This is a genomic window from Mucilaginibacter gracilis (assembly GCF_003633615.1).
Lineage (GTDB): Bacteria > Bacteroidota > Bacteroidia > Sphingobacteriales > Sphingobacteriaceae > Mucilaginibacter > Mucilaginibacter gracilis.
Genome location: NZ_RBKU01000001.1, coordinates 4,733,912 through 4,760,367 on the forward strand (window position 1 = coordinate 4,733,912; position 26,456 = coordinate 4,760,367).

The 26,456-nt window shown below is 43.7% G+C and carries 32 protein-coding genes; 12 read left to right on the top strand and 20 right to left on the bottom strand.

The window, feature by feature from the left end:
• Positions 1-171: 171 nt before the first annotated feature.
• Complete coding sequence (locus BDD43_RS21035) at positions 172-411, bottom strand: hypothetical protein (RefSeq protein WP_121199522.1); 240 nt, start codon at positions 409-411, stop codon at positions 172-174.
• Between the two features lie 181 nt (positions 412-592).
• Here BDD43_RS21035 and BDD43_RS21040 point away from each other — a divergent pair, with 181 nt between their 5' ends.
• Entirely contained in the window at positions 593-1,012 is a 420-nt protein-coding gene (locus BDD43_RS21040; protein WP_147425698.1) for a PH domain-containing protein, read from the top strand.
• Positions 1,013-1,022: 10 nt separating this feature from the next.
• Here the strand turns inward: BDD43_RS21040 and BDD43_RS21045 are convergent, their stop codons facing one another.
• The 12 genes from BDD43_RS21045 to BDD43_RS21090 all read right to left on the bottom strand — a co-directional run bounded on the left by BDD43_RS21045 (position 1,023) and on the right by BDD43_RS21090 (position 9,686).
• Positions 1,023-2,354, bottom strand: coding sequence for an IS4 family transposase (locus BDD43_RS21045; RefSeq protein ID WP_121199524.1), 1,332 nt, complete (start codon positions 2,352-2,354; stop codon positions 1,023-1,025).
• 112 nt (positions 2,355-2,466) lie between these two features.
• A complete protein-coding gene (locus tag BDD43_RS21050) occupies positions 2,467-3,528 on the bottom strand; it encodes a DUF932 domain-containing protein (RefSeq protein ID WP_121199525.1) in 1,062 nt (353 codons plus the stop codon).
• 4 nt (positions 3,529-3,532) lie between these two features.
• Positions 3,533-3,709 (bottom strand): hypothetical protein, encoded by a 177-nt coding sequence (locus BDD43_RS30185; protein WP_162847137.1) that lies wholly within the window; start codon positions 3,707-3,709, stop codon positions 3,533-3,535.
• A 4-nt stretch (positions 3,710-3,713) separates the two neighbouring features.
• Positions 3,714-3,869 carry a hypothetical protein gene (locus BDD43_RS30190; protein ID WP_162846935.1) on the bottom strand — a complete coding sequence of 52 codons (156 nt, stop codon included), beginning with the start codon at positions 3,867-3,869 and terminating at the stop codon, positions 3,714-3,716.
• A 38-nt stretch (positions 3,870-3,907) separates the two neighbouring features.
• Positions 3,908-4,507, bottom strand: a complete 600-nt coding sequence (locus tag BDD43_RS21055) for a hypothetical protein (protein WP_121202065.1) — start codon at positions 4,505-4,507, stop codon at positions 3,908-3,910.
• A gap of 622 nt (positions 4,508-5,129) precedes the next feature.
• Positions 5,130-5,456 carry a hypothetical protein gene (locus BDD43_RS21060; protein ID WP_121199526.1) on the bottom strand — a complete coding sequence of 109 codons (327 nt, stop codon included), beginning with the start codon at positions 5,454-5,456 and terminating at the stop codon, positions 5,130-5,132.
• 55 nt (positions 5,457-5,511) lie between these two features.
• Complete coding sequence (locus BDD43_RS21065) at positions 5,512-6,063, bottom strand: SagB/ThcOx family dehydrogenase (RefSeq protein ID WP_147425699.1); 552 nt, start codon at positions 6,061-6,063, stop codon at positions 5,512-5,514.
• A 98-nt stretch (positions 6,064-6,161) separates the two neighbouring features.
• Positions 6,162-6,755, bottom strand: a complete 594-nt coding sequence (locus tag BDD43_RS21070) for a 7-cyano-7-deazaguanine synthase (protein ID WP_121199528.1) — start codon at positions 6,753-6,755, stop codon at positions 6,162-6,164.
• Entirely contained in the window at positions 6,748-7,965 is a 1,218-nt protein-coding gene (locus BDD43_RS21075; protein WP_121199529.1) for a PfkB family carbohydrate kinase, read from the bottom strand. Before BDD43_RS21075 ends, BDD43_RS21070 begins: the two co-directional genes overlap by 8 nt.
• Positions 7,962-8,300 carry a hypothetical protein gene (locus tag BDD43_RS21080; protein WP_121199530.1) on the bottom strand — a complete coding sequence of 113 codons (339 nt, stop codon included), beginning with the start codon at positions 8,298-8,300 and terminating at the stop codon, positions 7,962-7,964. Before BDD43_RS21080 ends, BDD43_RS21075 begins: the two co-directional genes overlap by 4 nt.
• 10 nt (positions 8,301-8,310) lie before the next feature.
• Positions 8,311-9,093, bottom strand: a complete 783-nt coding sequence (locus BDD43_RS21085; RefSeq protein ID WP_121199531.1) for an 8-oxoguanine DNA glycosylase — start codon at positions 9,091-9,093, stop codon at positions 8,311-8,313.
• Complete coding sequence (locus BDD43_RS21090) at positions 9,090-9,686, bottom strand: DUF6088 family protein (protein WP_121199532.1); 597 nt, start codon at positions 9,684-9,686, stop codon at positions 9,090-9,092. Before BDD43_RS21090 ends, BDD43_RS21085 begins: the two co-directional genes overlap by 4 nt.
• A 168-nt stretch (positions 9,687-9,854) precedes the next feature.
• On the opposite strand from BDD43_RS21090, the gene BDD43_RS21095 reads away from it, so the two are divergent.
• The 5 genes from BDD43_RS21095 to BDD43_RS21115 all read left to right on the top strand — a co-directional run bounded on the left by BDD43_RS21095 (position 9,855) and on the right by BDD43_RS21115 (position 14,409).
• Entirely contained in the window at positions 9,855-10,949 is a 1,095-nt protein-coding gene (locus BDD43_RS21095) for a PIN domain-containing protein (protein WP_121199533.1), read from the top strand.
• A 75-nt stretch (positions 10,950-11,024) separates the two neighbouring features.
• Entirely contained in the window at positions 11,025-11,240 is a 216-nt protein-coding gene (locus BDD43_RS21100; protein ID WP_121199534.1) for a hypothetical protein, read from the top strand.
• An 8-nt stretch (positions 11,241-11,248) separates the two neighbouring features.
• The gene (locus tag BDD43_RS21105) at positions 11,249-12,559 is read left to right on the top strand and encodes a hypothetical protein (protein WP_121199535.1); all 1,311 of its coding nucleotides are present in this window, start codon (positions 11,249-11,251) and stop codon (positions 12,557-12,559) included.
• A 13-nt stretch (positions 12,560-12,572) separates the two neighbouring features.
• Positions 12,573-13,580: a protein kinase domain-containing protein gene (locus BDD43_RS21110; RefSeq protein WP_121199536.1), complete on the top strand. Its 1,008-nt coding sequence runs from the start codon at positions 12,573-12,575 to the stop codon at positions 13,578-13,580.
• A gap of 220 nt (positions 13,581-13,800) precedes the next feature.
• A complete protein-coding gene (locus tag BDD43_RS21115) occupies positions 13,801-14,409 on the top strand; it encodes a TetR/AcrR family transcriptional regulator (protein WP_121199537.1) in 609 nt (202 codons plus the stop codon).
• Positions 14,410-14,457: 48 nt separating this feature from the next.
• On the opposite strand, the gene BDD43_RS21120 is transcribed toward BDD43_RS21115, so the two are convergent.
• Positions 14,458-14,697, bottom strand: a complete 240-nt coding sequence (locus BDD43_RS21120; protein WP_121199538.1) for a helix-turn-helix domain-containing protein — start codon at positions 14,695-14,697, stop codon at positions 14,458-14,460.
• Between the two features lie 374 nt (positions 14,698-15,071).
• Here BDD43_RS21120 and BDD43_RS21125 point away from each other — a divergent pair, with 374 nt between their 5' ends.
• The 4 genes from BDD43_RS21125 to BDD43_RS21140 all read left to right on the top strand — a co-directional run bounded on the left by BDD43_RS21125 (position 15,072) and on the right by BDD43_RS21140 (position 20,673).
• Positions 15,072-15,344, top strand: coding sequence for a hypothetical protein (locus tag BDD43_RS21125; RefSeq protein WP_121199539.1), 273 nt, complete (start codon positions 15,072-15,074; stop codon positions 15,342-15,344).
• Between the two features lie 145 nt (positions 15,345-15,489).
• Positions 15,490-16,047 carry a TlpA family protein disulfide reductase gene (locus tag BDD43_RS21130; protein ID WP_121199540.1) on the top strand — a complete coding sequence of 186 codons (558 nt, stop codon included), beginning with the start codon at positions 15,490-15,492 and terminating at the stop codon, positions 16,045-16,047.
• A gap of 34 nt (positions 16,048-16,081) precedes the next feature.
• Complete coding sequence (locus BDD43_RS21135; protein ID WP_121199541.1) at positions 16,082-19,276, top strand: SusC/RagA family TonB-linked outer membrane protein; 3,195 nt, start codon at positions 16,082-16,084, stop codon at positions 19,274-19,276.
• A gap of 17 nt (positions 19,277-19,293) precedes the next feature.
• Positions 19,294-20,673, top strand: a complete 1,380-nt coding sequence (locus BDD43_RS21140; RefSeq protein WP_121199542.1) for a RagB/SusD family nutrient uptake outer membrane protein — start codon at positions 19,294-19,296, stop codon at positions 20,671-20,673.
• Positions 20,674-20,733: 60 nt separating this feature from the next.
• On the opposite strand, the gene BDD43_RS21145 is transcribed toward BDD43_RS21140, so the two are convergent.
• From BDD43_RS21145 to BDD43_RS21155, 3 genes are all read right to left on the bottom strand, one after another.
• Positions 20,734-21,057 (bottom strand): DUF6520 family protein, encoded by a 324-nt coding sequence (locus tag BDD43_RS21145; protein ID WP_121199543.1) that lies wholly within the window; start codon positions 21,055-21,057, stop codon positions 20,734-20,736.
• 136 nt (positions 21,058-21,193) lie between these two features.
• Positions 21,194-21,625, bottom strand: a complete 432-nt coding sequence (locus BDD43_RS21150) for a MauE/DoxX family redox-associated membrane protein (protein ID WP_121199544.1) — start codon at positions 21,623-21,625, stop codon at positions 21,194-21,196.
• A 126-nt stretch (positions 21,626-21,751) separates the two neighbouring features.
• Positions 21,752-22,345 (bottom strand): Crp/Fnr family transcriptional regulator, encoded by a 594-nt coding sequence (locus BDD43_RS21155; protein ID WP_121199545.1) that lies wholly within the window; start codon positions 22,343-22,345, stop codon positions 21,752-21,754.
• Positions 22,346-22,541: 196 nt separating this feature from the next.
• Between BDD43_RS21155 and BDD43_RS21160 the strand changes: the two genes are divergently transcribed.
• Both BDD43_RS21160 and BDD43_RS21165 read left to right on the top strand, forming a co-directional pair.
• Entirely contained in the window at positions 22,542-23,801 is a 1,260-nt protein-coding gene (locus BDD43_RS21160; protein ID WP_121199546.1) for an aminotransferase class I/II-fold pyridoxal phosphate-dependent enzyme, read from the top strand.
• Positions 23,798-24,697 (top strand): RteC domain-containing protein, encoded by a 900-nt coding sequence (locus BDD43_RS21165; protein WP_121199547.1) that lies wholly within the window; start codon positions 23,798-23,800, stop codon positions 24,695-24,697. The genes BDD43_RS21160 and BDD43_RS21165 overlap by 4 nt, the downstream gene beginning before the upstream one ends.
• A 10-nt stretch (positions 24,698-24,707) precedes the next feature.
• On the opposite strand, the gene BDD43_RS29770 is transcribed toward BDD43_RS21165, so the two are convergent.
• The 3 genes from BDD43_RS29770 to BDD43_RS21175 all read right to left on the bottom strand — a co-directional run bounded on the left by BDD43_RS29770 (position 24,708) and on the right by BDD43_RS21175 (position 26,455).
• Entirely contained in the window at positions 24,708-24,926 is a 219-nt protein-coding gene (locus BDD43_RS29770; protein ID WP_147425700.1) for a hypothetical protein, read from the bottom strand.
• A 182-nt stretch (positions 24,927-25,108) separates the two neighbouring features.
• Positions 25,109-26,011, bottom strand: coding sequence for a hypothetical protein (locus tag BDD43_RS21170; protein WP_121199548.1), 903 nt, complete (start codon positions 26,009-26,011; stop codon positions 25,109-25,111).
• 63 nt (positions 26,012-26,074) lie between these two features.
• Positions 26,075-26,455 (bottom strand): hypothetical protein, encoded by a 381-nt coding sequence (locus tag BDD43_RS21175; RefSeq protein WP_121199549.1) that lies wholly within the window; start codon positions 26,453-26,455, stop codon positions 26,075-26,077.
• Position 26,456: the final 1 nt, after the last annotated feature.

Sequence of the window (26,456 nt, forward strand, 5' to 3'; positions counted from 1 at the left end):
GATTATTATAAGTAAATATTATTTAAAGAATTTTTTGACTTATATATTCAATAGTATCGACAAAACGCCCCCTGTTTACACCGCTGAAAAAAGGTCAACAATGTAAACAGAGGGCGCTAAGGGCTCCGCGATGCGGAGCCGCGGGGCAATTTCAGAAATTCTTATCCACTACTATCTAATCAAATATAAAATGATTGCCCCTATTATCATTAAAGTAGCTATAATATTTAGCACTCGTTCAAAAGTAGTAGTGATCAAGCTTCTACCATAAGATTTAAAATATTGTACTCCTCCAATTCCACGGCGGTTAAACCTGCGTTTGCCTATAATATAACGAAGTAGTAAGCCGATAGCCAACAATACAATGGCGTAAATGGTTATGCGGTCGGGATATGCTATTAACGTTTTCATAATGGTTATTTAGGTAACAAAGGGGCTTTCGCCCAATGCCATTAAGTTAAGGCTTAAAATATCGTCAATAGTGATTGTGCGCTATTGACGATATTTTGCGACTATAAAAGAATATGATCTCACGAAAGGCAATTATGGTAGGTTTAATGATCATAAACATTGTAATCATTAATTATTAAATTTGAAAAAAGACAGTGTTATGAAGTTTTATTCTAGTAAGGGGTACATTATCGTTGCTTTAATTAGTTTTTTGATAATTATGGCTATAATCAGTTTTTCGGACAAAGCTTATATAGTTACCGTTATATTGATCGCAACGCTATCTTATTTAGTTTGGATGTGGTATGATACCTATTACATGATAGATGGTGATAAGCTATTTTATAAATCAGCTTTATTAAAAGGATCGATCAACATTAGCACCATTGTTGAAATAGTTAAAAACAAAACACAATTTTCAGGTATAAAACCATCCTTGTCAACAAAGGGGATTATAATAAAGTATAATAAATGGGATGACATTTATATCTCACCAATCGATATAGATCGATTTATCGGTGCATTAAAAAACGTTAACCCAAGCATCAAAACTATCGAATAATTGCTTTTGTCTAAATAGCCCTCTTATAATTAGTTAATGCCTCGTACTTGCTTCTCGACTTGTTGTTTTTCCTACAATGAGGATATTTTCGATTGTGCCGAACAGGTTCGAGGTGATGAATAAACAATTCTTGTAAATTGAGTAGGATTTTTTCAGGATTGTGTGTTATAAACAAATCTACAATCCTGTTTTTCATTATGCCAAAGGCGATATTTCTGTTGATTTTATACGGGTGCAATCTTTTTGAAGTAATCAGATCTATCCTTTTTTCACAAGGTTTTGCGATAATTGCCTGTAAGTTAGACAAGAAGAAAGTAATATAAAAATCCTGCATGATAGTAATAACTCGCTGTCCACTGAAAGCTTCCAATTGTAATTGATTTTTGATTGCGCTAAAACTAGTTTCAATCCCCCAACGCATAAAATATAATTCTTTGAAAATTTCTTGCGGGTAGTCCTTTTTGTTGAAAAGGTTGGTTGCCAATACTTCTATCGTACCATCGTCAAGGATAACCTTTATTAACCGCACGTTGATAGTTGAACCAAAGGGAACGACAAATCCATGTTTGTATAACTCATCTGATGAGTATTTATTCGCTCTGAATGCAACAATTGTGTCGTTATTATCACTACTAACAAAGTCTCTTATTTCGTATGTAAATCTTAGCGGGCAACGCATGATAAAAGGTTGTGGCTGTTCTTTATTTTGGTGTAGGTAGAAACTGATAAAGCCTGGATAACCACGATCATAGATCAACAACATATCAGATTCATAATATTGCACCCATTGTTGCGCCATTCTCTGTTCGGATATTTTCACTGGATACAATTCAGTTCTTATTGCAATACCATTTAGTATATCATAAGCAGCCAGTGCTTGCCCCATTGGAAATTTTTTCTCGCTTTTATTGCTTTGAGTGCCAAAATGATTAATGACTTCATCGTAATGAATCAAATTTATTATTGACCCATCTACAGCAATAACTCGCATTCCATTCCAACGCTTAATATCTTGTCGATAATGCTCATAGAAACTTTGTACCAAAACTTCATTGAGGCAAGCAAAGAATAAATCTTTGATTTTCATCCGTTGCTGACAAAACGCTGATTTACTTACTATTAGGTCATCTATATCCAGCCAGTTATAAAATTCAGCGATTTCAACACTATAACTCTTCCGAAAAAAATTAATTAATAAAAGAACCAACCGCTCAAACCCTAACTTTCTATCGCGGGAGAAATCCGTTTTTGAGTGTGTGAATAATTCCCTTAGCTCTGTTTGAGTGGCAGACTCTGTAATAAAGTTCTTTAGGTCGTTAATGATTTTAATGTTTACAGACATAATACAGCTATAATTTCCTGTAAAACTAAAGAACCGGATGGTGTCCGGTTCTTTACTGTAGAGTAAGTATTCAAGTCCTTAACTTAATGACATTGGGCTTTCGCCCCTTTGTTTAGTTGCGTACAAATTGGTTTTCACCTGTCTTTTCAAACTCTTTACAAAGCTGAAAAGCGATTTGTGTTTTGGTAAAACCGCTACCAAATAAGATGGTTTTCAATTTTACTTCTTCATTTTTGTATTGTTTCACATTTTGCATGTACCCGCTAATTGCATTATATGCTCCAAACAATGTTCCCCGTGTGGTGTCCATTTGTTGGGTGGGGTGACTAAAAGCAAATTCGCAAACCTTTTCTACGGTGTTTAAAAACTGGCTGCTATACTCGTCTATATTTTCATCCAGTACATTTTGCAATACTTCCTTGCTTGGTGCCATCGCTTGTTGCACTAACTTTAGCACCTGTTTATCAGTTATACGGATATGTGCCCAGCGGTTGAATATTCCGTTTAATTGTTCGCTCATGACATTGGATATGCCCATCACCTTGTGGGCTTGTTTTAAGCGTTCCTGCGCACTTTGCGTGTGCCTTATCTTTACGCTATTGGTCATATTGCCTAAAGCAGCGTGTAGCGTGTTATTACACACAATACGGGTAGGTGTAAATGCTGCGGTAATACTGCCGTAACCATCATGAGAAGTGGTTAAAAAAAGGTATTTTTCGATCAGGTCGTCATTACCTACACGGATATAACCCGGCAATTTAGCGGTAATAAATATCCGCTCACCATTACCTAATGCCCCACAGGTTTCATATAATACTCCATCGCCACCGCCGACAATGGCATCAAAAAAACTGAACGCCTCCCGGTTTTGGATGACCTCGTAATCATTACCCACTACGCCTAATACCCGCTCGGTGTCTGCCCTGACTGTAGCAAAATAGTTGGGCACTTGTATATCGGGTATTGCCTCGTCATTGTTCCAAAGATGGTTATTGGTGTCGTGGGTAAATAGGAGACGTTTTTCTACCATGTAGTCCAGCCCTGCAAATTGTATCGCTTCGCTGCTGGTCGGGTAACGGTCAATAATTTGACCTAAATTATGCCAAGCTTTTTCCTTTACGCTCATAAAGCTGTGCTGGCCTGTTTTTCCGTTGAAATTTATTTGATGTGCCATGATGTTAATTTTTAGATGATTTGGTATTCATTTTTATTATCTCCGTTTGCAGCACCTGCACATTTTCAGTATCCGTTAATTGCAGTATGATATCATCCTGCAATTCCTGTATCGCATCGCGTATGTGCTTGTGCGTGGTCGTGATGGTGCATTTCACCAATAAAAAAATCCGGTCTTCCATAACCTTAGTTTTGATAGGTACTTAAAAAGTCGTTATACTCAAACTGAAACCGTTCGGGGGTTTCTTTTGCTAATTGTTCTGCGTATCCCTCCCAAAATATTTGGTCGGTGAACTCTATAAATTGCTCGTACATCTTAATTCCTGTTTTTTGTAAAACCATAAAAAATGCTCCCGGCAAAAAGCCGGGAGCATACTTAATTAGCCATGTTGCGGGAACACAATGTTTGCTTCGATTTCACCCAATTTTTCATGGCAGGCATCAAAAATGAATTGCGTAACCATGCGGATAAGATTTGGCGTGTTGGTGATAAACTCCCGGCCTTTATCATCTTTGATAATCAATTTGCAACCCTGATACGGGTTGCTTTCCAACTCGTCGTTTTCTTCCACCAACTTTACCTCGAAATCTTCCAACGTTTTGATGCGACCGATCAACGCCAAACGCTGGATGGTCAGGCGGTGCAGGTTACCCACCGATTTTAGGGTCTGCTCTAAGTTTAATGCAGGTTTGATATATTTAATTTCTGCCTTTTGCACTTCCCCGGCTATTGGCTGCTCTTGTTGTTCGGGTGCAGCGTTAGCGGGTTGGTTATCCACTGCAACGGTATCACCGGCCTTTGTTTCACCGGCTTGGGTTGCCTCAATTTTCGCAGCCTCGGCGGGTTTTTCATCTTTTGCGGGTTCATCTTGTTTAGCTTCCTTTCCTGTTAAGTTTGGACGGTTCTCTGTCCTTGGTGCATTGTTGTTTTTTGCGTTAGTACCTTGTACTTGCTTTGCATTTTTTTCTGCTGTTTTCATTTTGTTAAGCATTAAGAGTTAAAAATTTGCTGTTTATTTCTCTCTTTCGCCCCTTTCCCGTAAAAGCTTTTTCCAAAAGAAAAAGGAGAAAAAGAAAGCAAATGGCCGGGCACGACACGCAGCAAAAAGGAAACGGAATAATTGGAGGGGACCCTTTGGGGAGGCAGCCGTTTATGCCGTAGTCTTTTTGCATACTATCGGCAATCATCAGGCAACAGTGCCCAATTTAGCATCCTTTTTCTCCTTCTTTTGGAAACAGTAATGCATAAACAATCTATTATGAGTGTTTCGCAAGTGCGGAGGCATTCAGGGCTATCAGCCTGAATGGCGATGCTTTTGCGCTAAATGGGCGGATGTTTTGAGCGACAGCGAAAATCAAACGCACGCGGTAAGGATCGCAGCGACATCCTCCGCAGGAGATACAGCGGATGAGCCCGGGCCGCACAGGCACCGCACAAACGTTTAAAACAGTTGTAAACGGGTATTTACCAAAGTGTTCGCGAGTGAACTGATGTTATTGGGCAAGCCAACGGAAATTAAGATGAGTGTAGCTGAAACAGTATTATGAGTGCTTAGGTAGAAATCGTGTGCGTGGCAGTAGTTATTGCTGAATTTGAAACGATCATTGCACACATATATAACGCCATTCGTCATCTGGTACATGGATGAGATCCGATAGCATTTCCATTTCAGGAGTTCTTTGATGCCGGAAACGAACAGAGGCATAACCTTTGTTTTCCATAAAAACAATCGTGCCATAGTAGAAATCTTCCGATATTTCTACGGGTTTTCCAGGAAATCTTGCGCGGGTGAAACATTGCTTTTTGACCTTATCTCCGGTTTTGAAAGGTCGGTTTGGATCTTTTTGCGGCGCGCTGTCGGCTCGGGATGACGTCGTACTTCTGGTTAGGGAGGCCAGTCCCAGCAATAGCTTTTGTAAGGTTCTCATATCTTTATTCGATCTCCGGTTTCAATGTTAAGAATAAGGAGTTATCCAAGCAGGTTCAACCTATAATTATCCCGCCCGCACCAAAGATGCCGGGCACCCCAAAAAATTCAGAGATATAAGGTTCACCCAAACTTCCTATCGGACAAGAATTTAAACTTAATGCAGTGCAGGTCAATTGCAAGCTGTTGATCAGCGCCCCGCTATCCCGCCAAATCAACGATTCGGGATGCTTATATTTAGCTGCTGTCCGTTGCGTATGGGCAACAAACCAAAGTAAGGTACCATCATCGATAGGAACAATTTGGTTAACATGGTTGATCAATGGTGCGGTATTCTTATTAACTACTTGGTTAAGGGAATGGTCGAATGGATTATAATAATAGAAATGCGCATTGCTGAACATTGTAGGATCGTAGACGATAATATCAATGGGGTGACGGGCTCCCCCAGAAGGTGCTCCTCTGTGCGTTAGGATATAGCCATTATCCTGAATTTGCAGGCTTTTCACTTTGGCGGAATACCAAAGCAATTCGCTAAGTTGCTCCTTGCTAACAGGGCGAAATTTTCGAACAGACCGGCGATTAGTGATCACTTCCCTAAAGGCCATGGTAAGCGGTTGGCTGGGTTTAGCTAGCTTTATTCGTTCCTGTAGCGCGTAGTCATAACTCGCGACCGGTAGTTCCTTCGATCTTAGGCTTGGGTTTTTCACTGGTCACCGTATAAAGTTCTGAGGGTATATTGATATTTAAGACATCCCCTGCATTTGCCACAGGCTACACTACCGGTGTGGCAGGAATGTGCCCAATGCAGCAATGACGCTGGAATGCCTGAAATTTTGATCAGTTCAACGGACGAAAGATGGATGGCTGGGGCGGTAATTTTAATATTGCCTTCTTGATAACTCATCAACTCGTTGATGCGTTCGTAGAAACCTATCGTGCCATCTTTATGAAAACCATCTGATAGTACGGAACCGGCCATAAGTTCATTGATTCCCAGGCTGATGCCTTTCATGCAGGCGAGTGTAACTAGTAACTGGTTACGATAGGGCCACCATTCCGTTGAGGGAGAGCCATTGATCGCGCTGCCATTGACCAGGTCGCCGCTGCCCAGGCTGCTGCAATCCACCCTGACGATATAGTGATCCATCCCAAGTTCCTTAGCTATGATGGCGCTAACTTCTATTTCTTTTTCGGCTGCCGCCTGGCCATAGTCAAGCGATAATGCGATATCCGGTCGCTTCCAATAGGCCAAGGACACGGAATCTAATCCACCCGATAATAATATGCCTTTATCCATCAAGTTTTGCGAGCGCCCAAAGGCATTTATAAAGTGCTGTCGTCAGGTCTCTTTCAATGATACATTCAGTTCCCTCCAGCATCTTGATGCTTTCCGAGGATTCGTTCTCGACATAACCAATGACCGTACAATTTTTGGCGACCGCAAAACCGATTTCGAACAAGGTACCCGAATCTAAGCCGTCCAATACTGCAAAAACTACTTTAGATTCATTTAGCCCTTTGATATCCAGGGGCACAACTGTGGATGCTTCGCCGAGGCCGACATCGTGCCATGGTGAAAACAACTTGATATTCATCGATTTCAAACAATGAAATATCTCATTAATCAACCAGCGTTCAGAAAAAGTAAAAAACGGCCCTGCTAAGTATAGTTGCGCTTTCGGATAATCATGGATCAAAAAGGGTTTGATCTCTGGTACGCTTTCAAAAGGCAAAAAATTAAAATTACGGGTATTGCAGTAGACGGCGGTATTCCAGGATGCCTGCCTGGCAGCGAGTATGGGGTCATCGGACTCATCCCAATAATGCGCAAAGGAAGCAGCGAATACATCACCGGAACCAATCGGCCATACCGACTGCGTTTCGTACACCGGGATTAAGGCTTCGGCACCCTCGCGTGTCCTGACACAAGCGCCTTTTGCGCCCATTTTAAGTACAACGACTTCGGCATCTTCCTGCTCAAAAAAAAATTGCTGTATGGCCTGGACATCATTTGTCCGTATCCCGGTTATCTTTTTGGCTTCAGTCAAGTTGACCACAATAGCCAGCCGCTCAGCTGTTGACCCTGTGGCGCGGAAACCAACCGGGTTCGAGGGTGACTGCGGGTCATAAATTACCTTCCGCCCGGAAACCCGTCCATTGCCTTCGATCATTCCATAATATAGAATGACATCGCCTTTAACTTCCAGCAGGTTTTGATGGTTGCCAAGTGTATCCGGCCGCGGGATGACGACAGGATCGGCCAGTGGATAATCGTATCTGAACTGTATATTATGGGCTATGGGCGTAACATGATAAGTCAGGTCAATACCTTCGGCGACCTGGTTGAGATATTGGCTGGTCGCCTCATTGCCGAAAGTATAAAACGCCACATTTTGCTGTGGCCGTAGGCGGGCCATCGCCCAGCAAGCCCTTAACCCTGATCCGAACTTTTTGTCCCATCTGGGTTCGAAACAGTATTCATCATAAGTACCGCCGACGATAATCATACGGCAGAGATCAGTAATTCACAAGAGCCGCCCGCAAGCGATGTAACCTCGCCTTGATAGTCGACCAGTTCGTTGAGACAGTAGATAAGCGATGCAGAAAGCGCGCTCGTTAAAAAAACGGTCCCAACTAATTGACCCGAAGCCGTGAAAGCTTGAACCGGGCCGGTCGAGGCGCGCAGGCGGATCGCCAGGATATCGCCGACATTCAGGGTTGCCAATACAGCCGCGCTGGGCGACATGATGGTTCCTCTGCCGCTGAGCGTGGCGCAATTGATACTACTGGTGTCGCCTCCGCTTGGTGGCGAATCGTAATCTGAATCTCCGTTACCTGACATGATAATTGGTTTAGTCTAAGTGCTTTAGTGCACTAAGTGCTAATCTATTAGTTTTTTTCATGAAATCCCAAATTATTGCATCCATAATACCTGATGATACGTGCAATGCTTCACAAAATGACAGGTATTGTTTTTCCAAGTGTAAATAATACTTGGTCAAATCATAATTCTTATGATAAAATCCGGCCAGTAAGCCGGCCCTGAGAATATGAACATCCAGTATTGCGACCCGGTCGCTGTCCAGCCAATTCCGCGTGATCCAGGAAGCCGTTTTCAGTCCTATACCGTCAACGGTAAGTAACCAGTTGCGCAAGTCCAGGTCGCTATGAAGAGGTATAGCGTTTAGATCACCCCTGTTTAATAATTTGAATATATAGCTGCTTTTTTGGTTGTAAAACCGGTAAGTTATTTTTTTGCCGTTAGGCAGGACAAAAGGTGTGACCAATGCTTGGTAAAGTTGTTCTCTGCTCACCTTAGGTTTGATCAGTTCTTGTTGCTTTAAACGATCAAATGCGGCCAGGCCAACCTCAGATGGCATCCCAAAACCACCAAGTAAGCATACGATGATCTCTTCCAGGATGGTTTTCCCCAATTTGTAAATCCGACGTGGTTCGCGCCGCTGCATGTGAGAGATGTATTGGATCTTCCAAAAAGCGGGGGTGTAAAGCTGGGCACAGTCCCCCCATCTTACACCAGGCATCAGTTCGTGGTCTTCACCAGGTAACTGCCGGACGGCATCACATAAAAGTTTCCAGGCCAATTCTGAATCGTTTGCAAGGGTTATCGTTTTCATTTCGCTGTTTGTTGATAGAGTTTGTGTAATAAGTTATATATCCAGCCGGAGGCCAGCTGAAGGTCTTTCGTCCATTTATTTTTATCGATAGCGCTTAATTTGTCGGTGATTTGTGCCAATAGTTTGTCGGTTACCTTGTCTTTCCCAAGTTCATCTAAGGCCAGTACCAGCAGCCCGCTGGTGGTATCCGAAAGCGACAGCTTTTTAGCGGTCGTAGATTTGAAGATCAGGCGCTGTTCACCGATCTTAATACTGCGTGGTTCGCCATCCGTTAAATAGATCAGTTCATCTGGTCTGCTCTCGATCAAACCTAACTGAAACAAAGCAAGCTGCCCGTCAGGCCTGATCCTGACTCTATCCTTCCTTGCGATAGCCATTGCAACCGTTTCGGGAGCTGGGATTTTTGCAGTTTTACCAGCTTTCAAATAAACACCATGCCCTAACCGTTCCAATCGGTTTTCTTTCGTATGCCGGCTCAAGCTCATTTTAATCGCATCTTCAGAGCCCATTCCGCGAAAATCTGTAGGAAACGCTAACTCACCCGCTGCAAGGCGGCTGATCTTATTGGCAATGAGTTGATGAGTTGAATTCATTTTGTTACAAATATATCTAAAAAGGTAACAAAATATCAAACTTAAATAGCTAATAATTAATTATTTATTTAATTGGAAAATATGCGTGTTAGATCATTTTTAAAAAACAGGTAAAGGTGGAAGAATCCTTATATTTGATGATATATATATTAATGGAGCGTATTGTAGATGGCAACACCAATTAGAAATATTGTTTTAGATACTTCTTTTATAGAGGGCCAGAATTTCCTGGAGGGGATCGTATTTGGCGACCTGAAAAAAATCAGCCGTAAACGCTGGGGGCATCTTTTTATCACGGACATTGTGTACCGGGAAGTGTTTTCACGCTTTAGGCAACGGTTAATTACAGAGGCCGAGAAATCCAGAAATATTCAAAATCTGATCGAAAATCAACTAAAAACGCTCAAAAATTCAGAAGCATATAAAGCTTTCTTTAATTTACCAACAGTCGATCTTGACGCAGCGTGTGCTGCATTTAAAGTAAAATTTGACCGTTATATCAAAGAGGCGCGTATAAAAACTATCCCAACCGGGCATTTGACAATTGAAAAAATATTTGACGATTATTTTAATGCCGCGCCGCCATTCGGCAGTGGGGAGAAAAAGAGTGAGTTTCCGGATGCCTTTTCCTATCAGGCGATAAAAGAATATTTCGAAAAACACAAAGATGATTGTTATTTAGTGACCAGTGACAAAGATTTTGATGGATTACCCACAACAGTCGTCATCCCGGTCAAGCAGGCTGCAATTGCACTCGACGCGATCATTCGGTTCGAAGAGGAAAAGAAATCCCGGACACCGGCTTTTATCGGGGAAATGTTTGATCGCGATAAGGTAAAGATAGAAAAGCAGGCCCACCAGCTGATTACGGCCTATCTTGAGGAAGAAGTTAGTTCACGTGGGGAGATAGGCGGCATGGAAGTCGATGTACTTGATCATATTGACCTCAGCGATATTGACATTACGGGTTATGCTATTGTTTCACTTGGTGAGGGCGAGGCCAGATTGGAATGTCCGGCTAATTTCGCTTACGAACTGGACATCGCGGTTGAAGACAAATCTGATGCCTGGTACGACAAAGAAGATGATCGGTGGCATTTCGTGGAAAGTACTTCAGTAACGGTAAAAGATAGTCACGATGTGATGCTAACGATCATAGTGGAATTTGATGAAGATCTCATTGATGCGGAGTTTGAGGTGGAGTCGATCAACGATGGTCAGGGATTTTCTGTCTTCGGGCGTTGGGATCATGAACATTATTGATAGGCAAATATCAAATTTGGTATTTGAAACAACTTTCATCTATCTTGCAATAAATTAACCTTAACCAATATAATCATGGCAAGCACCACCTATTCTGTTGACCAGATCAGGCAAATTTACAGTGTTTTACCGAGCCACGTGAATGAACGTTTAAAAAAGGGCGATAAAGTTTATACAGACGACAAGTCGATTGATCAGCTTAAAAATATCTTTGTAGCCTGCGGTATTGTTTATGACCAAAAGACTACGGATGTGGCTGGATTGAATGTACACGAGATCACCATTTCCTAACCATTCCTATGTCTACTTTACGCACCACTTTTGGCAATCCATTTCCAAATTTAATTACAGCGGCTTCTTATGATCCGTTCTACCTGACCGTTTCCTTGGATTCCATCACTGAGGCAGAATACTTGGCCAATGATTTTTCAAAGATCACCGTTGAGAACTATAAAACTTTGGCGCTGGTAAGGCATGAGCTGACTCATTGGATAGACCATGTCGGTACGCTTTGGGGGCAAAAAAACATCGTCTTATTGCTGAATGCAATGAATGCCTGGGCCAATGGCGATGAAAAAGAACTTTGGCGGATAAAGACATTGGACTTGAGTCTAAGCACCGATTTACTGGCGGATTATTATGATGAAACATACTTTGATCATAAGGGCAGCTTTAAAGATTTATGGCGATATGAAATAACTTGTGGAGCAAGGTATGGGCTGGATGGTTCACTATTGCCGGACAGGCCACTGTTGTTTACCAAATTTTACACCAGTAAAGGGAAACCCATTACACGGGTGCCGGTTAGCGTCGCGTCCATTCTTGAAACTAACGCAACTTTTGAAGAATTCGCAGTTAAGGCTGCCTTTGTAGGCCTAATCCAGGAACCCTTTGCGCAGGCCATCGAAAAACAGGGCTTAAATAGAGAATTCGAAAAATTGCTTTACCAGACAGGGTTGACTGTTTATAGTGTTGTGGCGCATTTAACAGCTACACCCAATCACATCACCGATATTTTTAGGACATATCAAATTTCCTCTTCTTTAGGTACCTTATTATTAAATACCCCCTCGTCGGTCTTAGCTAAACAACGCTACGATGGTGGCAACGGCGTGGCCTGGGATGCTCGTGCAACAGCCATGGTCAAAAACGGCGATATTGGTTTCAGTTATTTTAATATGATGACCAACCTGGTCAAAACCTATGGGAAAGACGCCTATTCCGTAGCAAATGTGCTGGCAGCATCCGGTTTACCCGATCAGGGCAAACTAGAACTTGAGGTGTTGTCAGAAATGGCGATGAATCTGCATGAGCTTAAAGCCGGGCCTTTCACTTTGTTCGGGACGTACCTGCTCAATATGGGTATGGAGATTTATGCTAAACGAGGCATTGATGGGAAGAAAGCCGCCATTGACCAATGGCTAGTTGAAAAACAATACTTTCCTGATTTTACTTTTCAGGACACGCTGATTGACACAGATGGCGTGGATTTTAAAACTGCTCTGACCAAAGTTTCCACGACAGGAATGATGTCATTGGAAGAACGATGGACATTGTTCGGTTACTACGAGCAAAAGATGGGCGACTTTGTTAAAATATGTGGTGTTTAGGGTAAAAAATTAAATGATGGAAACTGCGCAATTGCTGAGTGATTTTAAGCAGAAATTTGAGGATAAGTACCTTATTCTTTCAGACGTACCCTTGGGAGATGGCGGCTACGGTGCCGTTTTTCAAGCAAAAGACCTCTACCGGAACGTTATCGTGGCGATAAAGATCCATCACAACGGAGTCGCACCAGAGGGTGCTGTTCGCGGATTTGCCATTTCCTCCGTCATTAATACACCGCACGTTGCAACGACGCATACCATTGAAAAATATGAAAGTTATGATCAAAAGAACTGCCGTGCCGTCATTTCACAGTTTGTCCCGGGCAGATCGCTCAAGAAAATATGGGCAGTTACAGATGAACAGGACGACGCAACCCGGAAAATTGTAGCCGAAGATTATGCCTTCGGTTTGGTTCCTTCGTTATTAGAGGGTTTAGCATTTTGTCATGACCGTGGTTATGGCCATGGGGACTTCCATGATGGTAATATTATGGTTTTTGCCCAAGATGTAATGGAACAATATCATTTTCATGTGGTGCTGATCGATTTTGATAATGCTTCCATTAAAGGCGAGATTTATTGTGATAATGAGCCGGAAAAAATAGCAAAGGATTACCGTCTGCTGAAAAGAGTGCTGGACAATACGCTCATGGATTGGGAATGGTTTGAATTGGTCGAAATTTTATATCATGGCTATTCAGAAACCAGGTTATTGAAAATAGCCTATACCAGGGTACTTGACTTCTTGGTTCATGCCAAGAAACATCAACTGACGCAACAGGGGATCAAAGGCTTCTTTGTAACCTTGGTCAATTCTCCATTAGGTAGAGGGAATATTATGCCGGTTGTGACAGCGGCTAAACGCATTGCCGAGAAACGTGGAAAAAGCCTGGAATTCCAATATGCCTGGGAGGATTTCCATGAAGAAATACGAAAAGCGGAAAATTGGGATGCCGATCTGGAAATGACGATAATCGAAAATTCCGAAGTAAAAAGAAAAGTTTATAGCAAGATATTCGATTAAGCCCGGGTTGTAAGGCAAGCGATGGCGCGCTGGAAAACTATTCAGCTTCGGTTTAATTGTCTGGCTAGGTATCAAGTTCCAAGAGAAAACACACTATAGCATTAACAATTTCAGTTATTCAGCGAAAATACATTTTTATAAAGTCGCCAATACTCCTTTTTAGAATAATTGGTACAAATTTTGGTGATGATTTTTTTTCTTCATTATAAATCATACCGCTATGAAAAATAAAGAGGAAACCAAAAGGCGTTTGATCAATGCCGTAGGTGAAATATTGAAAAACGAAGGCTATAGTGCACTGAGAGTTAATAATATCGCGAGAAAGGCTGGCGTAAACAAGAGTTTGATCTATCGCTATTTCAGGACGTTAGAATACCTAATCGAAGCGTATGTAGTTGAAAAAGATTATTGGATGACCTTCTCAAACAGTCTGAATGATCTGATCCAAAATAACAGATCGCTGAGTTCCCAACCGCTGGTTACGCAATTGCTGCAAAATCAGTTTACCTTTTTTCTTTCCGAACCGGAAATGCAACGTTTGATCCATTGGGAACTTTCAGGGCAAAGCCGGTTAATGACCAGTATTCATAATGCCAGGGAGAGTAATGGTCAAAAACTACTGGAGATGACGGACGAACATTTCAAAAACAAAAAAATAAATTTTCGTGCGGTATCTGCTTTGCTGGTTGGTGGTATTTATTACACCATCCTGCATACCCGGTCTAACGGAGGTACGTTTTGTGACATAGATGTTAAATCTTCTGACGGGCAAAACGAAATATTAAAATCTATTGAGCAGATCGTTGAATGGGCATATGAAAAAAGTTAGGCCCTAAAATGACATCTATCGGTATCATTACAATAAAAGACTTTGCTTTCAGGATTTAGAATTTGGCAGAATTACGTCTTTACACACGGCTTCCAACAAATCAGATGGAGACACTTCTATAGCTAATGCAATAAGATAAAGCTCTTCCACTCTTAGATAAGTCTTAGGATTAATTGATAATTGACTTAATCGAAAAGGGCTCAACCCTGTTTTTCTAGCTACGTCAGCCTTATTAACCGATTTTTTTGCTAAAAATAGTCCTAAGGCTGTAAGTGTTTCTTTTTGCAATTCGTTTTTTTATTTAAAAATAACCTACTATCCTGTTTGTAGATAAATTATTTGCATATCAGTGTAAATAGTCTATATTTGTAGATATATTCTCTATTTTTATAGTTTAATTTTAATGATGTATAGATAATTTTTACTATTTCTTAATTTTGCGAACTGCATAAAATATTTGGCGTTCGCGCTTTGAGTCTTGCTTGTGAAACCTGAGAAATTTCAAATGGAACAAGGCGATAAAGCGGAAGGCGCCCACGCTATAGGCGTGGCGCCCGCTTATTCGTTCCAGGGCTTCTCAGGGCCTCACAAGCGATGGGTAGGGTGTCCACGCCTATTTTGTAGATCACCCTCCAGGGCTCCATTTTAAATATTTCAATCAAATGGAAGCAGAAAAATCAAACCCAGAATCTCCCGATTTCAGCACCCTAACCGGGATAATGGAACGGTTTCATCGTGTACCCTACGAACAATTTCAAAAGGAGCTAAACGATTGGTTTACTGGTAACCTGCGGGAACAAGGAATTGACTTAAATACGCTTCAAAAAGATGGCATCATCGGCCTTCCCAACTTAATCAGTGAGATCTATCATCGTGCTGAGGTACTGCAAATCATGTCTGAAAATCAAATTAAAGGAGATCATGAAGACAAGTAAATCAAGTATCTGGCTACTGGTCATTTGTCCCCCCGAATGATCAAAGGGTAATGGTAACCCGGTTCCGGTTAATAGTTAAAAATTGACCGGGTTGCCATTATGTATTTTTCCCGCTTTTCTCATTTCATCCACTAACTAAACGCTCATGAAAAAAATAACGATTTACATCGTACTGGCTTTGCTATGCCTGAATTTTCGGGTCAACGCGCAGCATCTCCAACCAGTTAAACCGCTTGCCATCGGGGATACTTTGCCGGACATCCTGCTCAGCAACCTGATACATTACAAATCTACCACCGCCAAATTAGCTGCTTTTAAACGCAAAGTCATCCTGTTGGATTTCTGGGCTACCTGGTGTAGTAACTGTATAAACGGGCTACCACATATGGATTCCCTGCAAAGGCAATTCGGCGACAAATTGCAAGTATTCCTGATCAATTGTAAAAAGACAGGTGATGATCTGGACAAGATCAATGCCCTGTTCAAAAGGATTGCATTTACGCCACATCTGCCGGTGGCAGTTCAGGATACCACATGCAGTAATTATTTCCGGTTTACCGCGCTTCCGCATTACGTCTGGATTAACCAGCAAGGCCGAATAGTCGCGATGACAGGTAAAAAGGAGGTCACGGATGCTAACGTGTCTCGCCTGATCGCCTCCGGACGGATTGACCTCCCTGTTAAGATTGACAGGGTACGCTAACACACTATATTTTTCACACTATGATGATTGCTACATGAAATTAAAATATTACCCATTCTTATGGCTTTTCCTGCTTGTTTTTACAAAGAGCGCTTTCTCCCAGGTAAAAATGATCCGTGGACAGGTCAGCTCTGCCACAGGACAGACCCTTGCCGGGGTAACCCTCACTTTGTCGATCAGCCGTACTTCGTCGGCATCGGATACCAACGGCCATTTCAGCATCGCGATACGAAGTTCGCCTGATACCCTGCGGATCACCTATATTGGTTATAAAACTTTACGCTTACCCGTTAGCTCCGCCACCATTTTACCGCTCCGTATCCAAATGGAACCGCTGATCAGCGAATTGAACGAAGTGGTGGTCAGTACAGGCTACCAGGATATCCCCAAAGAAAGAGCGACCGGCTCATTTTACAAACTGGATAATCAATTATTAAATCAGCGGGTCGGCAGCGATATCGTCAGCCGTCTGGATGGATTAACCAGCGGCTTGTTGATTGATAAACGTGACCCCAATCAAAGTACCATACAGATCCGCGGGCTCAGTACATTGAATTACGACGCGGCTTCACCGCTTATCGTACTGGATAATTTCCCTTATGCCGGTGATATCAATAACATCAATCCCAACGATATAGAAAGTGTAACCGTGCTGAAAGATGCCGCTGCTTCGTCAATATGGGGAGCACGGGCCGGTAATGGGGTAATCGTCATTAATACCAAAAAAGCGAAGCTGAACCAGCCCTTAAAAGTCAGCATCAACTCGAACATTACCTTATCTGCCAAACCAAACCTGTTTTCTGCAAACCAGTTATCAGTAGGCAGTTTTATTGGCTTGGAAAAATACCTGTTCGCGCAGGGCAACTACGATAACTTATTTAATGACCCTACCCACCCGCCAATATCGCAGGTCGTCGAAATTCTGCAACAACAAAAACAGGGCACGCTTTCACAGGCCCAGGCAGATGCCCGGATCAATCAGCTTGCCGGTCAGGATGTGCGGAATGATATGACCAGGTACTTATACCGCCCGGCAACTGTTCAGCAATATGCCCTGAACCTGACGGGCTCGGGTAATAACATCAGGTATCTCTTATCGGCAGGTTATGATAAAAACCTGAGTAGCCTGCAAGGTAACGGCAACCAGCGGATTACCGTGCGTTCCAATAACGTTATTGACCTGACAAAAAGATGGCAACTGCAAACGGATGTCATTTTTACGCATACCGATGCCACTGCCAACAGCCCCGGAGGTTATGGCAATTATAGCTTTACGGGTAACATTTCACCTTATGCCAGGCTGGTCAATTCCGATGGCACCCCGGCTGCTGTGGATCTATTTTACCGGGGACAGTACACGGATACGGCAGGCCATGGCAAGCTACTGGACTGGAAATACCGCCCCTTGCAGGAGTTAGCCAATAATGACAATACCACCACGGCGAATGATATATTATTGAATGCCGGCACATCGTACAAAGTGCTGCCCTGGCTAAGTGCAGACCTCAAATACCAATATCAGCAGTCCTGGAACAATACGACCAACAACAATAGCCTGGCCCTTTTTTCCACCCGTGATCTGATCAACAGGTTCAGCCAGCTCACCGCTACAGGTGTAGATTATATTGTACCTAAAAACGGGATTCTAAAAACGCGGGATGTGCTGAACAGGGCGCAGTCTTTACGCGGGCAGCTCAATGTAAATAATAACTGGGGGGACAAACATGAACTGTCTGCCATCGCAGGTGCCGAAATCAGGGAAACCCGGAGCCATATCAGCACAAGCAACCTATATGGCTACGATGCCAATACGGCAACAACAGTTGGTGTGGATTACAGCAATCCGTATCCCACATTTGACGGCATTTACGGGAATAGTTATATTCCCGATGGCAGCAGTATTGATAATTTAACAAACAGGTTTGTTTCGGTGTATGCTAATGCAGCTTATACCTACAACCGGAAATATACCCTGTCAGGAAGTGCCAGGCGTGATGCCTCGAATATCTTCGGTGTTAATACCAATCAGAAATGGGTGCCGCTCTGGTCTGCCGGTTTGCTCTGGCGGATCGACCAGGAGCAATTCTATAAGGTCGGCTGGTTACCGCAGCTGAGTATGCGTTTAACATACGGCGTTAGCGGCAATCTTTCCCTGACAGCTTCGGCACTGACCAAGATCCAATACAACGATCCTTCACGTTCACCCATCAACCTGCCATCAGTGGATATCCTGTCACCGCCCAATCCATACCTGCGCTGGGAACAGGTGAAGACCTGGAATGCAGGGTTTGACTTCGGTTCGGCCAACAGCCGCTTAACGGGTTCGGTTGATCTTTATAAAAAGAATGCCACTGATCTGATCAACAATGTGATACTTGACCCTACCGTCGGTATGACCGGCGCTTTGCAAAACTCGGCAGCTATTGATTCAAAAGGCTTTGATGTGGTGCTGAACACCTTGAATGTGAACCGGGAAATCAAATGGAGGTCTACGCTTTTGGTAAACTATGTATCGTATAAAGTTTCAAAAAATCTCAATCCGCCCTCTGCGGATGGTTTAGTCAGTGACGGTAATTATATCTTTCCCGTGGTCGGCTATAATCCTTACGAAATCGTAAGCTACCAATGGGCAGGACTTGATCCCCAAACCGGTGATCCGATGGGCTATGTGAATGGTCAGGTAAGTAAGGACTACCAGGCCATCGCCAAAAATCCGGTACAGCAACAGGTTGTAAGTGGTTCGGCTCTGCCACCCTTGTTCGGAACATTCAGGAATACCGTGGACTGGCATCATTTTTCATTGGCGGTCAATATCACTTATAAGTTGGATTACTACTTCCGGCGGCCATCGCTCAATTATACCACTTTGTTTACCTATGGTACCGGATACTCGGAATACGATCAGCGCTGGATGAAACCCGGCGACGAGAAATTAACCAACGTTCCGTCGCTGGTCTATCCGGCTAACGCCCTGCGGGATAATTTTTATCACTATGCGGATATCAATGTGGAACGGGCCGATAATGTCAAGCTGAACGATATTTACCTGGGATATGACTGGGTGCCGCAACATCCCATGTTGGGCTTGAAGTCAGTCCAGTTTTATCTGTACGCCAGCCAGTTGAACCTGCTGATCTGGAAAGCCAATAAATCAGGCATTGACCCGGATATTCTTTATGGGGTTAAACCGCCGGTCACTTTTTCCGCTGGCCTCAAAGTTAATCTTTAAACGCTAAATGACTTGATATGAAAATCTTAACGCTGCTATATAAAACAACGAAAACGAATTACCGCTTAATCCCGGTACTGCTTTTGGTGGCTATGGGTACCACAGCCTGTAAGAAATACCTGGAAGCGAAGCCCGACCAGAAAATAACAACGCCATCCACCATTGAAGACCTCGAAGGCATGCTGGATAACTATTCGGCACTGAACACGCATTATCCTTCGGCTTCGGAGGTGAGTGCCGATAATTTTTACCTGACGGACGCGGATTATACCAGCCTGGTCGAGCGCCAGCGAAACTTTTACCTGTGGCAAAAATTCGACGACATCGGCGGGGACTATACCGCACCATACAACAGCATTTTCTATGCGAACATCATGTTGGAAACCCTGAACAGCCTGCCGGGCAGTGATCCGGCAAAAGTAAACGAAATACGGGGAAGCGCCCTGTTCTTAAGAGGCGCTTATCATTACGCGCTGGCCCAGTTATTCGCGGTGCCCTATGATGAGCAGACAGCCGGTACCGACCTGGGCATACCCTTGCGCTTAAAATCCGACATCGCGGACCTGCCGGTTCGCTCCACAGTTGCCGCTACCTATACCTCGGTCATTAGCGACCTGAAAGCAGCCGTTCCTTTGCTACCCGCCACACCCGTGCTGAAATACCGGCCGACCAAACCCGCGGCTTACGCGGTGCTGGCCCGTGTTTACCTGTCCATGCGCAAATATGAGCAGGCCGGGCTTTACGCGGATTCCTGCTTGCAGCTGTATCATACGCTGATCAATTACAATACGGTCAGTGCCAGTTCCACGATACCTTTCAAACAGTTTAATGATGAGGTGATCTATGATGCACGGACATCGCCGCCCGCGGCCTTGTCCTCTGCCAGGGCCCGCATTGATACGACGCTCTTCGGGTCCTATGCGACCAATGACCTGCGAAAGACGGTCTTTTTTAAGTCCAATACCAATGGCAGTAAAGCTTTTAAAGGAAATTATACCGGGCTGAGCAATGCTTCACTTTTTACCGGCTGCGCTACAGACGAAGTTCTGCTGATCCGGGCAGAAGCGGCTGCGAGGAACGGCAATACCCAGGCTGCCCTGAATGATCTGAATGCGCTGTTAACCACCCGCTATAAAACGGGAACCTACGTGCCGGTCACGACGAGCGATCCCGGACAACTGCTGACTTTGATCTTGCAGGAAAGGCGAAAGGAATTGTTGTACCGGACGCTGCGCTGGACGGACCTGCGGCGGTTGAATAAGGAAGCAGGCACCGCGCAAACCCTTTACCGCAATATCGGTGGGACGAGGTATACACTGCAACCGGGCGGTTTACGCTATACCTTTCAGCTGGACAGGAACGCGGTTAATATCAGCGGAGTCGTACAAAACCCCTGAAAATAAAACAGCGGGTTCAATAGGCTGAACCCGCTGCTTTTCGTACATTGAGCGAAGGAATTATTCTTTCATGTCAATATTGGCATCGCTCGGGCTGCCATTTTGCTGTGAAGCCCACAGCGCGGATTGTTCTGAATTGAATTCACTGGTCACCGGTTGTTGTCCGGTTGGTTTGTTGGTCGCAAGGTAGACCCCGCAGACATTAGCCCCGTCACCGCAGGTCAGGTCCTGGCGCACATAATTGCTGATATTCTGAATATCAGTCTGCGCGTGGGAACTCGAAGTATAACGGTAAAAATAAGTGCTGTATTTGTGGGTAGTGGTAAATGCACTCGCACTTACAGCGATAACAATGGCCGCTAGGCCTAAAAACTGTTTTTTCATGATGTAGCACCTTTATATCAAAAAGCACGGAAAACTTTAAATAAAATTCGGACAATTATAGCCTACTCTCTGCCAGGTTTTCGGCTGATCCTGTGCGTGATCCATGGCACCCGGTCATGGGATCCGCAATCAAAGCTTAGCTTTTTTGCCGTATCCTCCTTTCCCTGTACGTGAGATATAATCCGGTAAACGTCAACAGCAAAAAAAAGAGATTGAATAAAAAATGGTTTTTCCATCCCATGTGCCTGAACACGCCGCCGCAGGAACAAGGCTTTTGCGGGAAAGCCCCGGCCAATGCCAAACCGATATAAACCGTAAACACCGTCATCAGGATAGCGGATAAAAATAAACCCGCCTTGCGGTACCCGGGATGACAAAGCAAAGCAACTGTGAGTAATTCTATGCCGGGTAAAGAATAGATGAGTATCCTGGCTGCCCAGGCAGGGAGCTGTTGCCGGTACATCTGTCCGCTGAACTCCGTAAAATCCATCAGTTTGCTGAAAGCGGTGTAGGCAAAGAGCAGGATCAGCAGAAACATAATGGCATCGGTTAAGGCAGTTGTTTTCATAGGTATGGGATCGTCAATCAAATTTAGATCCCTCCGCCTGCCGGTTAAAGCCCATCCGTCACGTGTTGCCACCTAAAAAATCACGCCTGATGTTGTTGTTTCTTCCTACAAGACGTGATCAAACGCTTAAAGATGATCCCTGGAAATGAGGCGGCTCAGGCTTTCCCTGCTCATTTCGAGGTAGGAGGCGATCATTCTTAATGGCGCATATTTGAATACCAGCGGGTTTTCCTTTCGTAACGCGCGATAGCGCTCTTCGGAATTCATGGCATTAAGTACCGTGCGCCGGAAATCCTTTCGTAGTTGCTTTAACATATAGGCCCGTATGAGCACTTTCGTTTCCGGGTAGCTGGTTGACAGGATATCCAGTTTCTTATAGGTCAGGGAGAGCAACTCTGCGTTTTCCAGTATTTCGATATAGACATCTGCAGGAGCTTTCAGGTAACCCTGGTAGGAAAAGATGATCTCACCCGGAGCCCAGAACCTGATCGTCTGCTCATTGCTATCACTATCGTAGAAATAACAGCGCGCGAATCCGCTGCCAAGGTACCAAAGCCGGTTTTCGATCTGGCCTTCGCCGACAATGACCTGGTGCTGTCTGTAACGCTCAAGATGCAGGCCGGATAACAAGGCTTCCTTAAAAACGCCGGACAGATCGGTCCATCCGGCTAAATCATGTAATAATTGCTCAACGGACATAGGTGTATTAATCAATTCCATATAAGGCTCGTCCTAACGGAAAGCGATCCTGACCGGAATGCCCCGGCCCGTCCAAAACTAATTGCCTGATTCCGGCAAAGCGGTTACATGACGGCCAATATTTACTTATTGTTAAATTATTGTAAATAAATATTTCCATGTAACCGATTGTGCTGATTCGGACACCTATTTTCATAATAGTTAAACATTTACCGATATGAAAATAGATTTTACCAAAGCAAGCTTTAAGGATTTTGAAAACATACCAGGGCTGGATGCCTTTCAAACCGCCGGGAAATTCCAGCAATACCTGGATTTTTTAAGACAGAACGGACACCTGAATTACAGGATCGAATCGGTCAGCCCGGTCGGCCCGGAGATGGAACTCCTGCTGCCGGGAAACAGCACACCAAGCAAAGCCGTGTGCCTGGTTTCCAACGACTATCTCGGATTCAGCCAGCACCCTAAGATTAAAGAAGCAGTGATCGAGGGGATCAGCCGCTTCGGCACAGGTTCGGGGGCTTCACCGGCAATCGGCGGCCATTTCAGTTACCACGAACTGCTGGAACAAAAGATTGCCAAATTCTATAAAAAAACGGATGCCATCTTATATACCACTGGCTATACCGCCAACAGCGCGACCTTGCAATGCCTGATGCACCAGGAAGATCTCGCCATTGTAGACATGGCGGTCCATGCCAGCGTTTATGAAGGCTGCATCACCACCAATACCAAACAGTTCCTGCACAACAACCTGGATCACCTGGAACAGATCCTTTCCAAGGCCCAAAATGCGTACCGTACGAAATTCGTGGTTGTTGACGGGGTATACAGCCAGGACGGAGACATCGCTTATCTGGACCGGATCGCAGCGCTGACCCATCATTACGGTGCTTACCTGGTAGTGGATGATGCCCACGGCATCGGCGTTGTCGGTGATACCGGCAGGGGTGTGATCGAGCTCTATGATCTGTTTGAACAGGTGGATATCATCACCGGAACATTCAGCAAGGCACTCGGCAACATCGGCGGCTATGTGATCGCCGGGCGCGAGCTGGTGAATTACCTTAAATTCCAGTCGAAGCAGCATTTGTTTTCCACGACAGCCACGCCTGCGATCATGGGCATTGTCAAAGCTATTGAGCTGATCGACGAAGAACCTGCCTGGCGTGAACAGTTATCGCGAAACATTGATTACCTGAAAAGCGGGCTGGTCAGCCTGGGATTCGATGTGGGCACAACCTGTTCAGCGGTCATCCCCGTCAAGATCGGCGACATCCCTAAAACACTGGAAGCAGGCAGGTTACTGCTGCGTTCAGGCATATATACCAACCCCATCATGTATCCGGCCGTTTCCAAAAAGAACGCGCGTATCCGGATGAACGTGATGTCCACCCATACACGCGAACACCTGGACAAAGTACTGAATGCCTTTGCCGCCATTGACCATCAACTACATTTAACCGGAAAATCATGAAAACAACAGCTGAAAGGTATTATGCCGCCATGGAAAGCCAACTATCAGAGGCTATCCTGAATGAATCGACCCTGACCGAGCAATACCGGGTTTCCATCCTGATCTGCAAAAAAGCCATGACCAAACTCAAGCGCTACATCTCCAGCTATGCTTTTGCGGACTCGGCGGAGGAGATCTATTTCTTTAAAGAATTAAAACCGCTGTTTTACAGTAAATACATCTATTTCATCAATATTTATAACTTTTTGATGCAGCTGCCTCCCTGCGGGGAAGAGGCCATCCGTGCCTATATTAACTTCCACTTATCGGATCTCCAGCGCTTCTTTGATAACAACAAGGCATTTTACCAGTACTACCGTTCCCGCAGCACGCACATGGATGCCATTTATTATACCCGCGGCAGCTTCGATGTACTGATGGAACTGGAGGATTTTGAAGAAGACGAACAATACAGCACTTCTCATGACTATAAATTATCCAAGATCATAGCACATGAAAAGTTCCGGGATTACCTGATCCTTGAAATGGCGAAGGTTGGCAATGAGGGCCTGCTGTCGCTAAACGGGCAGAAAGTTTTCCCGTTTAAACATCCGAACTGGACGGCAAGCCAGACGGACGCGGTAGAATTGCTGTATTCGCTTAAATCGTCCGGGGCGGTTAACCACGGCAATATCGATATCAGCGAACTGGTCGCCATTTTTGAATTTGTATTCCAGACTGAACTACATGAGACTTATCATAAGCTTCTGGATATCAGCCGACGGAAGAAAGACATGTTCATCTTTCTGAACCGGCTCAGGAACAGCTTCGAGAATTTCATCAACGATAAGCTGGCTTTAGTACTGCTCGCCGCAATTACGGCACTTTTTACTGCGGCTACCTATCTGCATTCGTGATGGCAGCCCGCTAACTGACCCTTTCACTAACTTCCCAGTTAGTTAACTGATGAAACATAGTTGCATCTTTTTGACTAAGTGCCGTAAACTGAATTCCTGTTTTAAACAGATGCACGGCCTGTAGTCTTTCGAGTTCCTGATGAGGCATATTTTTATAAAAACTAGAATTGCTGTTAAGAATGCAGCAAAATTCACCATGGCAACTAAACGGTGAAATTGCTTTAACCATGCACAATAGGATTTTATATTGGTTGAGCCTTAAGGGCAAAATACATGGGCAGTACAAGCAACCTTTAGAATGTTTGATTTCAATCTTCGTATCATGAAAAACATCAAAAAAATTCAGTTAGGTCAGAATGATTGTTTCTATTCTTCGCTGTTCTTTTCAACTTAAGTATTTTAAGGTGCAGATTAAAATGCTAACGTAAGGGTTCTGGAATTTTGATCTAATTGTTTTTCGGGATAATTATTATAGGAAGCGGTTGAACCGTCTGAAAACTTTAAGGTCAAGGTAGGTACAAACCGCCAGGTATCATTCCCGTTTGGTGTGATCTCGAAATCAATAAAACCGTTAGCAATTTCATTTTTGTTAATGCCTCCGGACAAAGGGAAATCAAATGTCTTATAAGAGTTATCTTCAAACATTTGGCCGTTGATATTGAAAGCTGCTAAAATATTATGATTCGGGTATGTCAATTTTACTGATAAACGGGTATCCCGATCTTTATCATCGGATGTTGTCCTTAACATCAGTGATGCCGATACTAAGGTTACGGCTGAATTGCCCGGAAGCTTTATATTTGCATTCAATTGATGATTAATATCGGCAATAGTCTGTTGTAACTTTATCGCGTCTTTGTTAATGGGCAACACCAACTTTTTGCCATCCTGTGAACCATGGCTCTTGGCTATCTTTAAGCTATCATTTTTTTGTATTTTAGATAAAGCTATCTTTGCCAGCGAGTCCTTAAGGACGTATTCATTATACTCTTTATCAACCAATTTATAATAATCCTTCCAGCCTTGCTTTAATTTATCTGATGCTGTAACATTCGCAAAATACTGAGCCAATAAACGTCGCGGACCTATTTCCTTGTTAAGGACAATCAGGTCGGTTACATATTTGTCATATTGTTGTATTTCCTGAATTCCTGCGGTACGATCTTTAAACCCGGTTTCGATAATAGTGGAAATGATGACCAGTACAACACTTGTAATAAACCACTTTATTACTTCTATCCATAGTTTAAGACGTTCAAGATTTTGGGCCGGATCGGCACCTTTTGTATTATTTGGATCTTCTTTTACCACCATCAGCGTTGTGTTTTGTCGTATGATAACCTGGAAATCAGCTTGAATTATAGTTTAACCAATTATTTATAGCGAGGATGTAATATCGCCAGCGGTAGAAACAATAGTGGCAACGTTTCCTGTAATCACTGCTCCTGCAAGAACTACCAGTTTCGCTGTAATATCTATCACTGTTTGCACAGTTTTTATCGTTTTTATCGCATGAAGGATATCGTCTTGGGCTTTCGCGAGCGTATCGAGTGCAGCTTTACCATCATTCGCGATATTAATAGCTGCCATCTCATACAGGGTTTTACTTTTGATAATCAAATCCTGGGATTTGTTTGTGAGTTCCTGAATTTCGTGAAAATCCATATTTGCAATATCGTCGTGGATACGTTGATTTATAGTTATTGCGGAGGCCTTCAGGCTATCTGCGAGTGTGGTAAGGTCGTAAGTTGTTGCCATG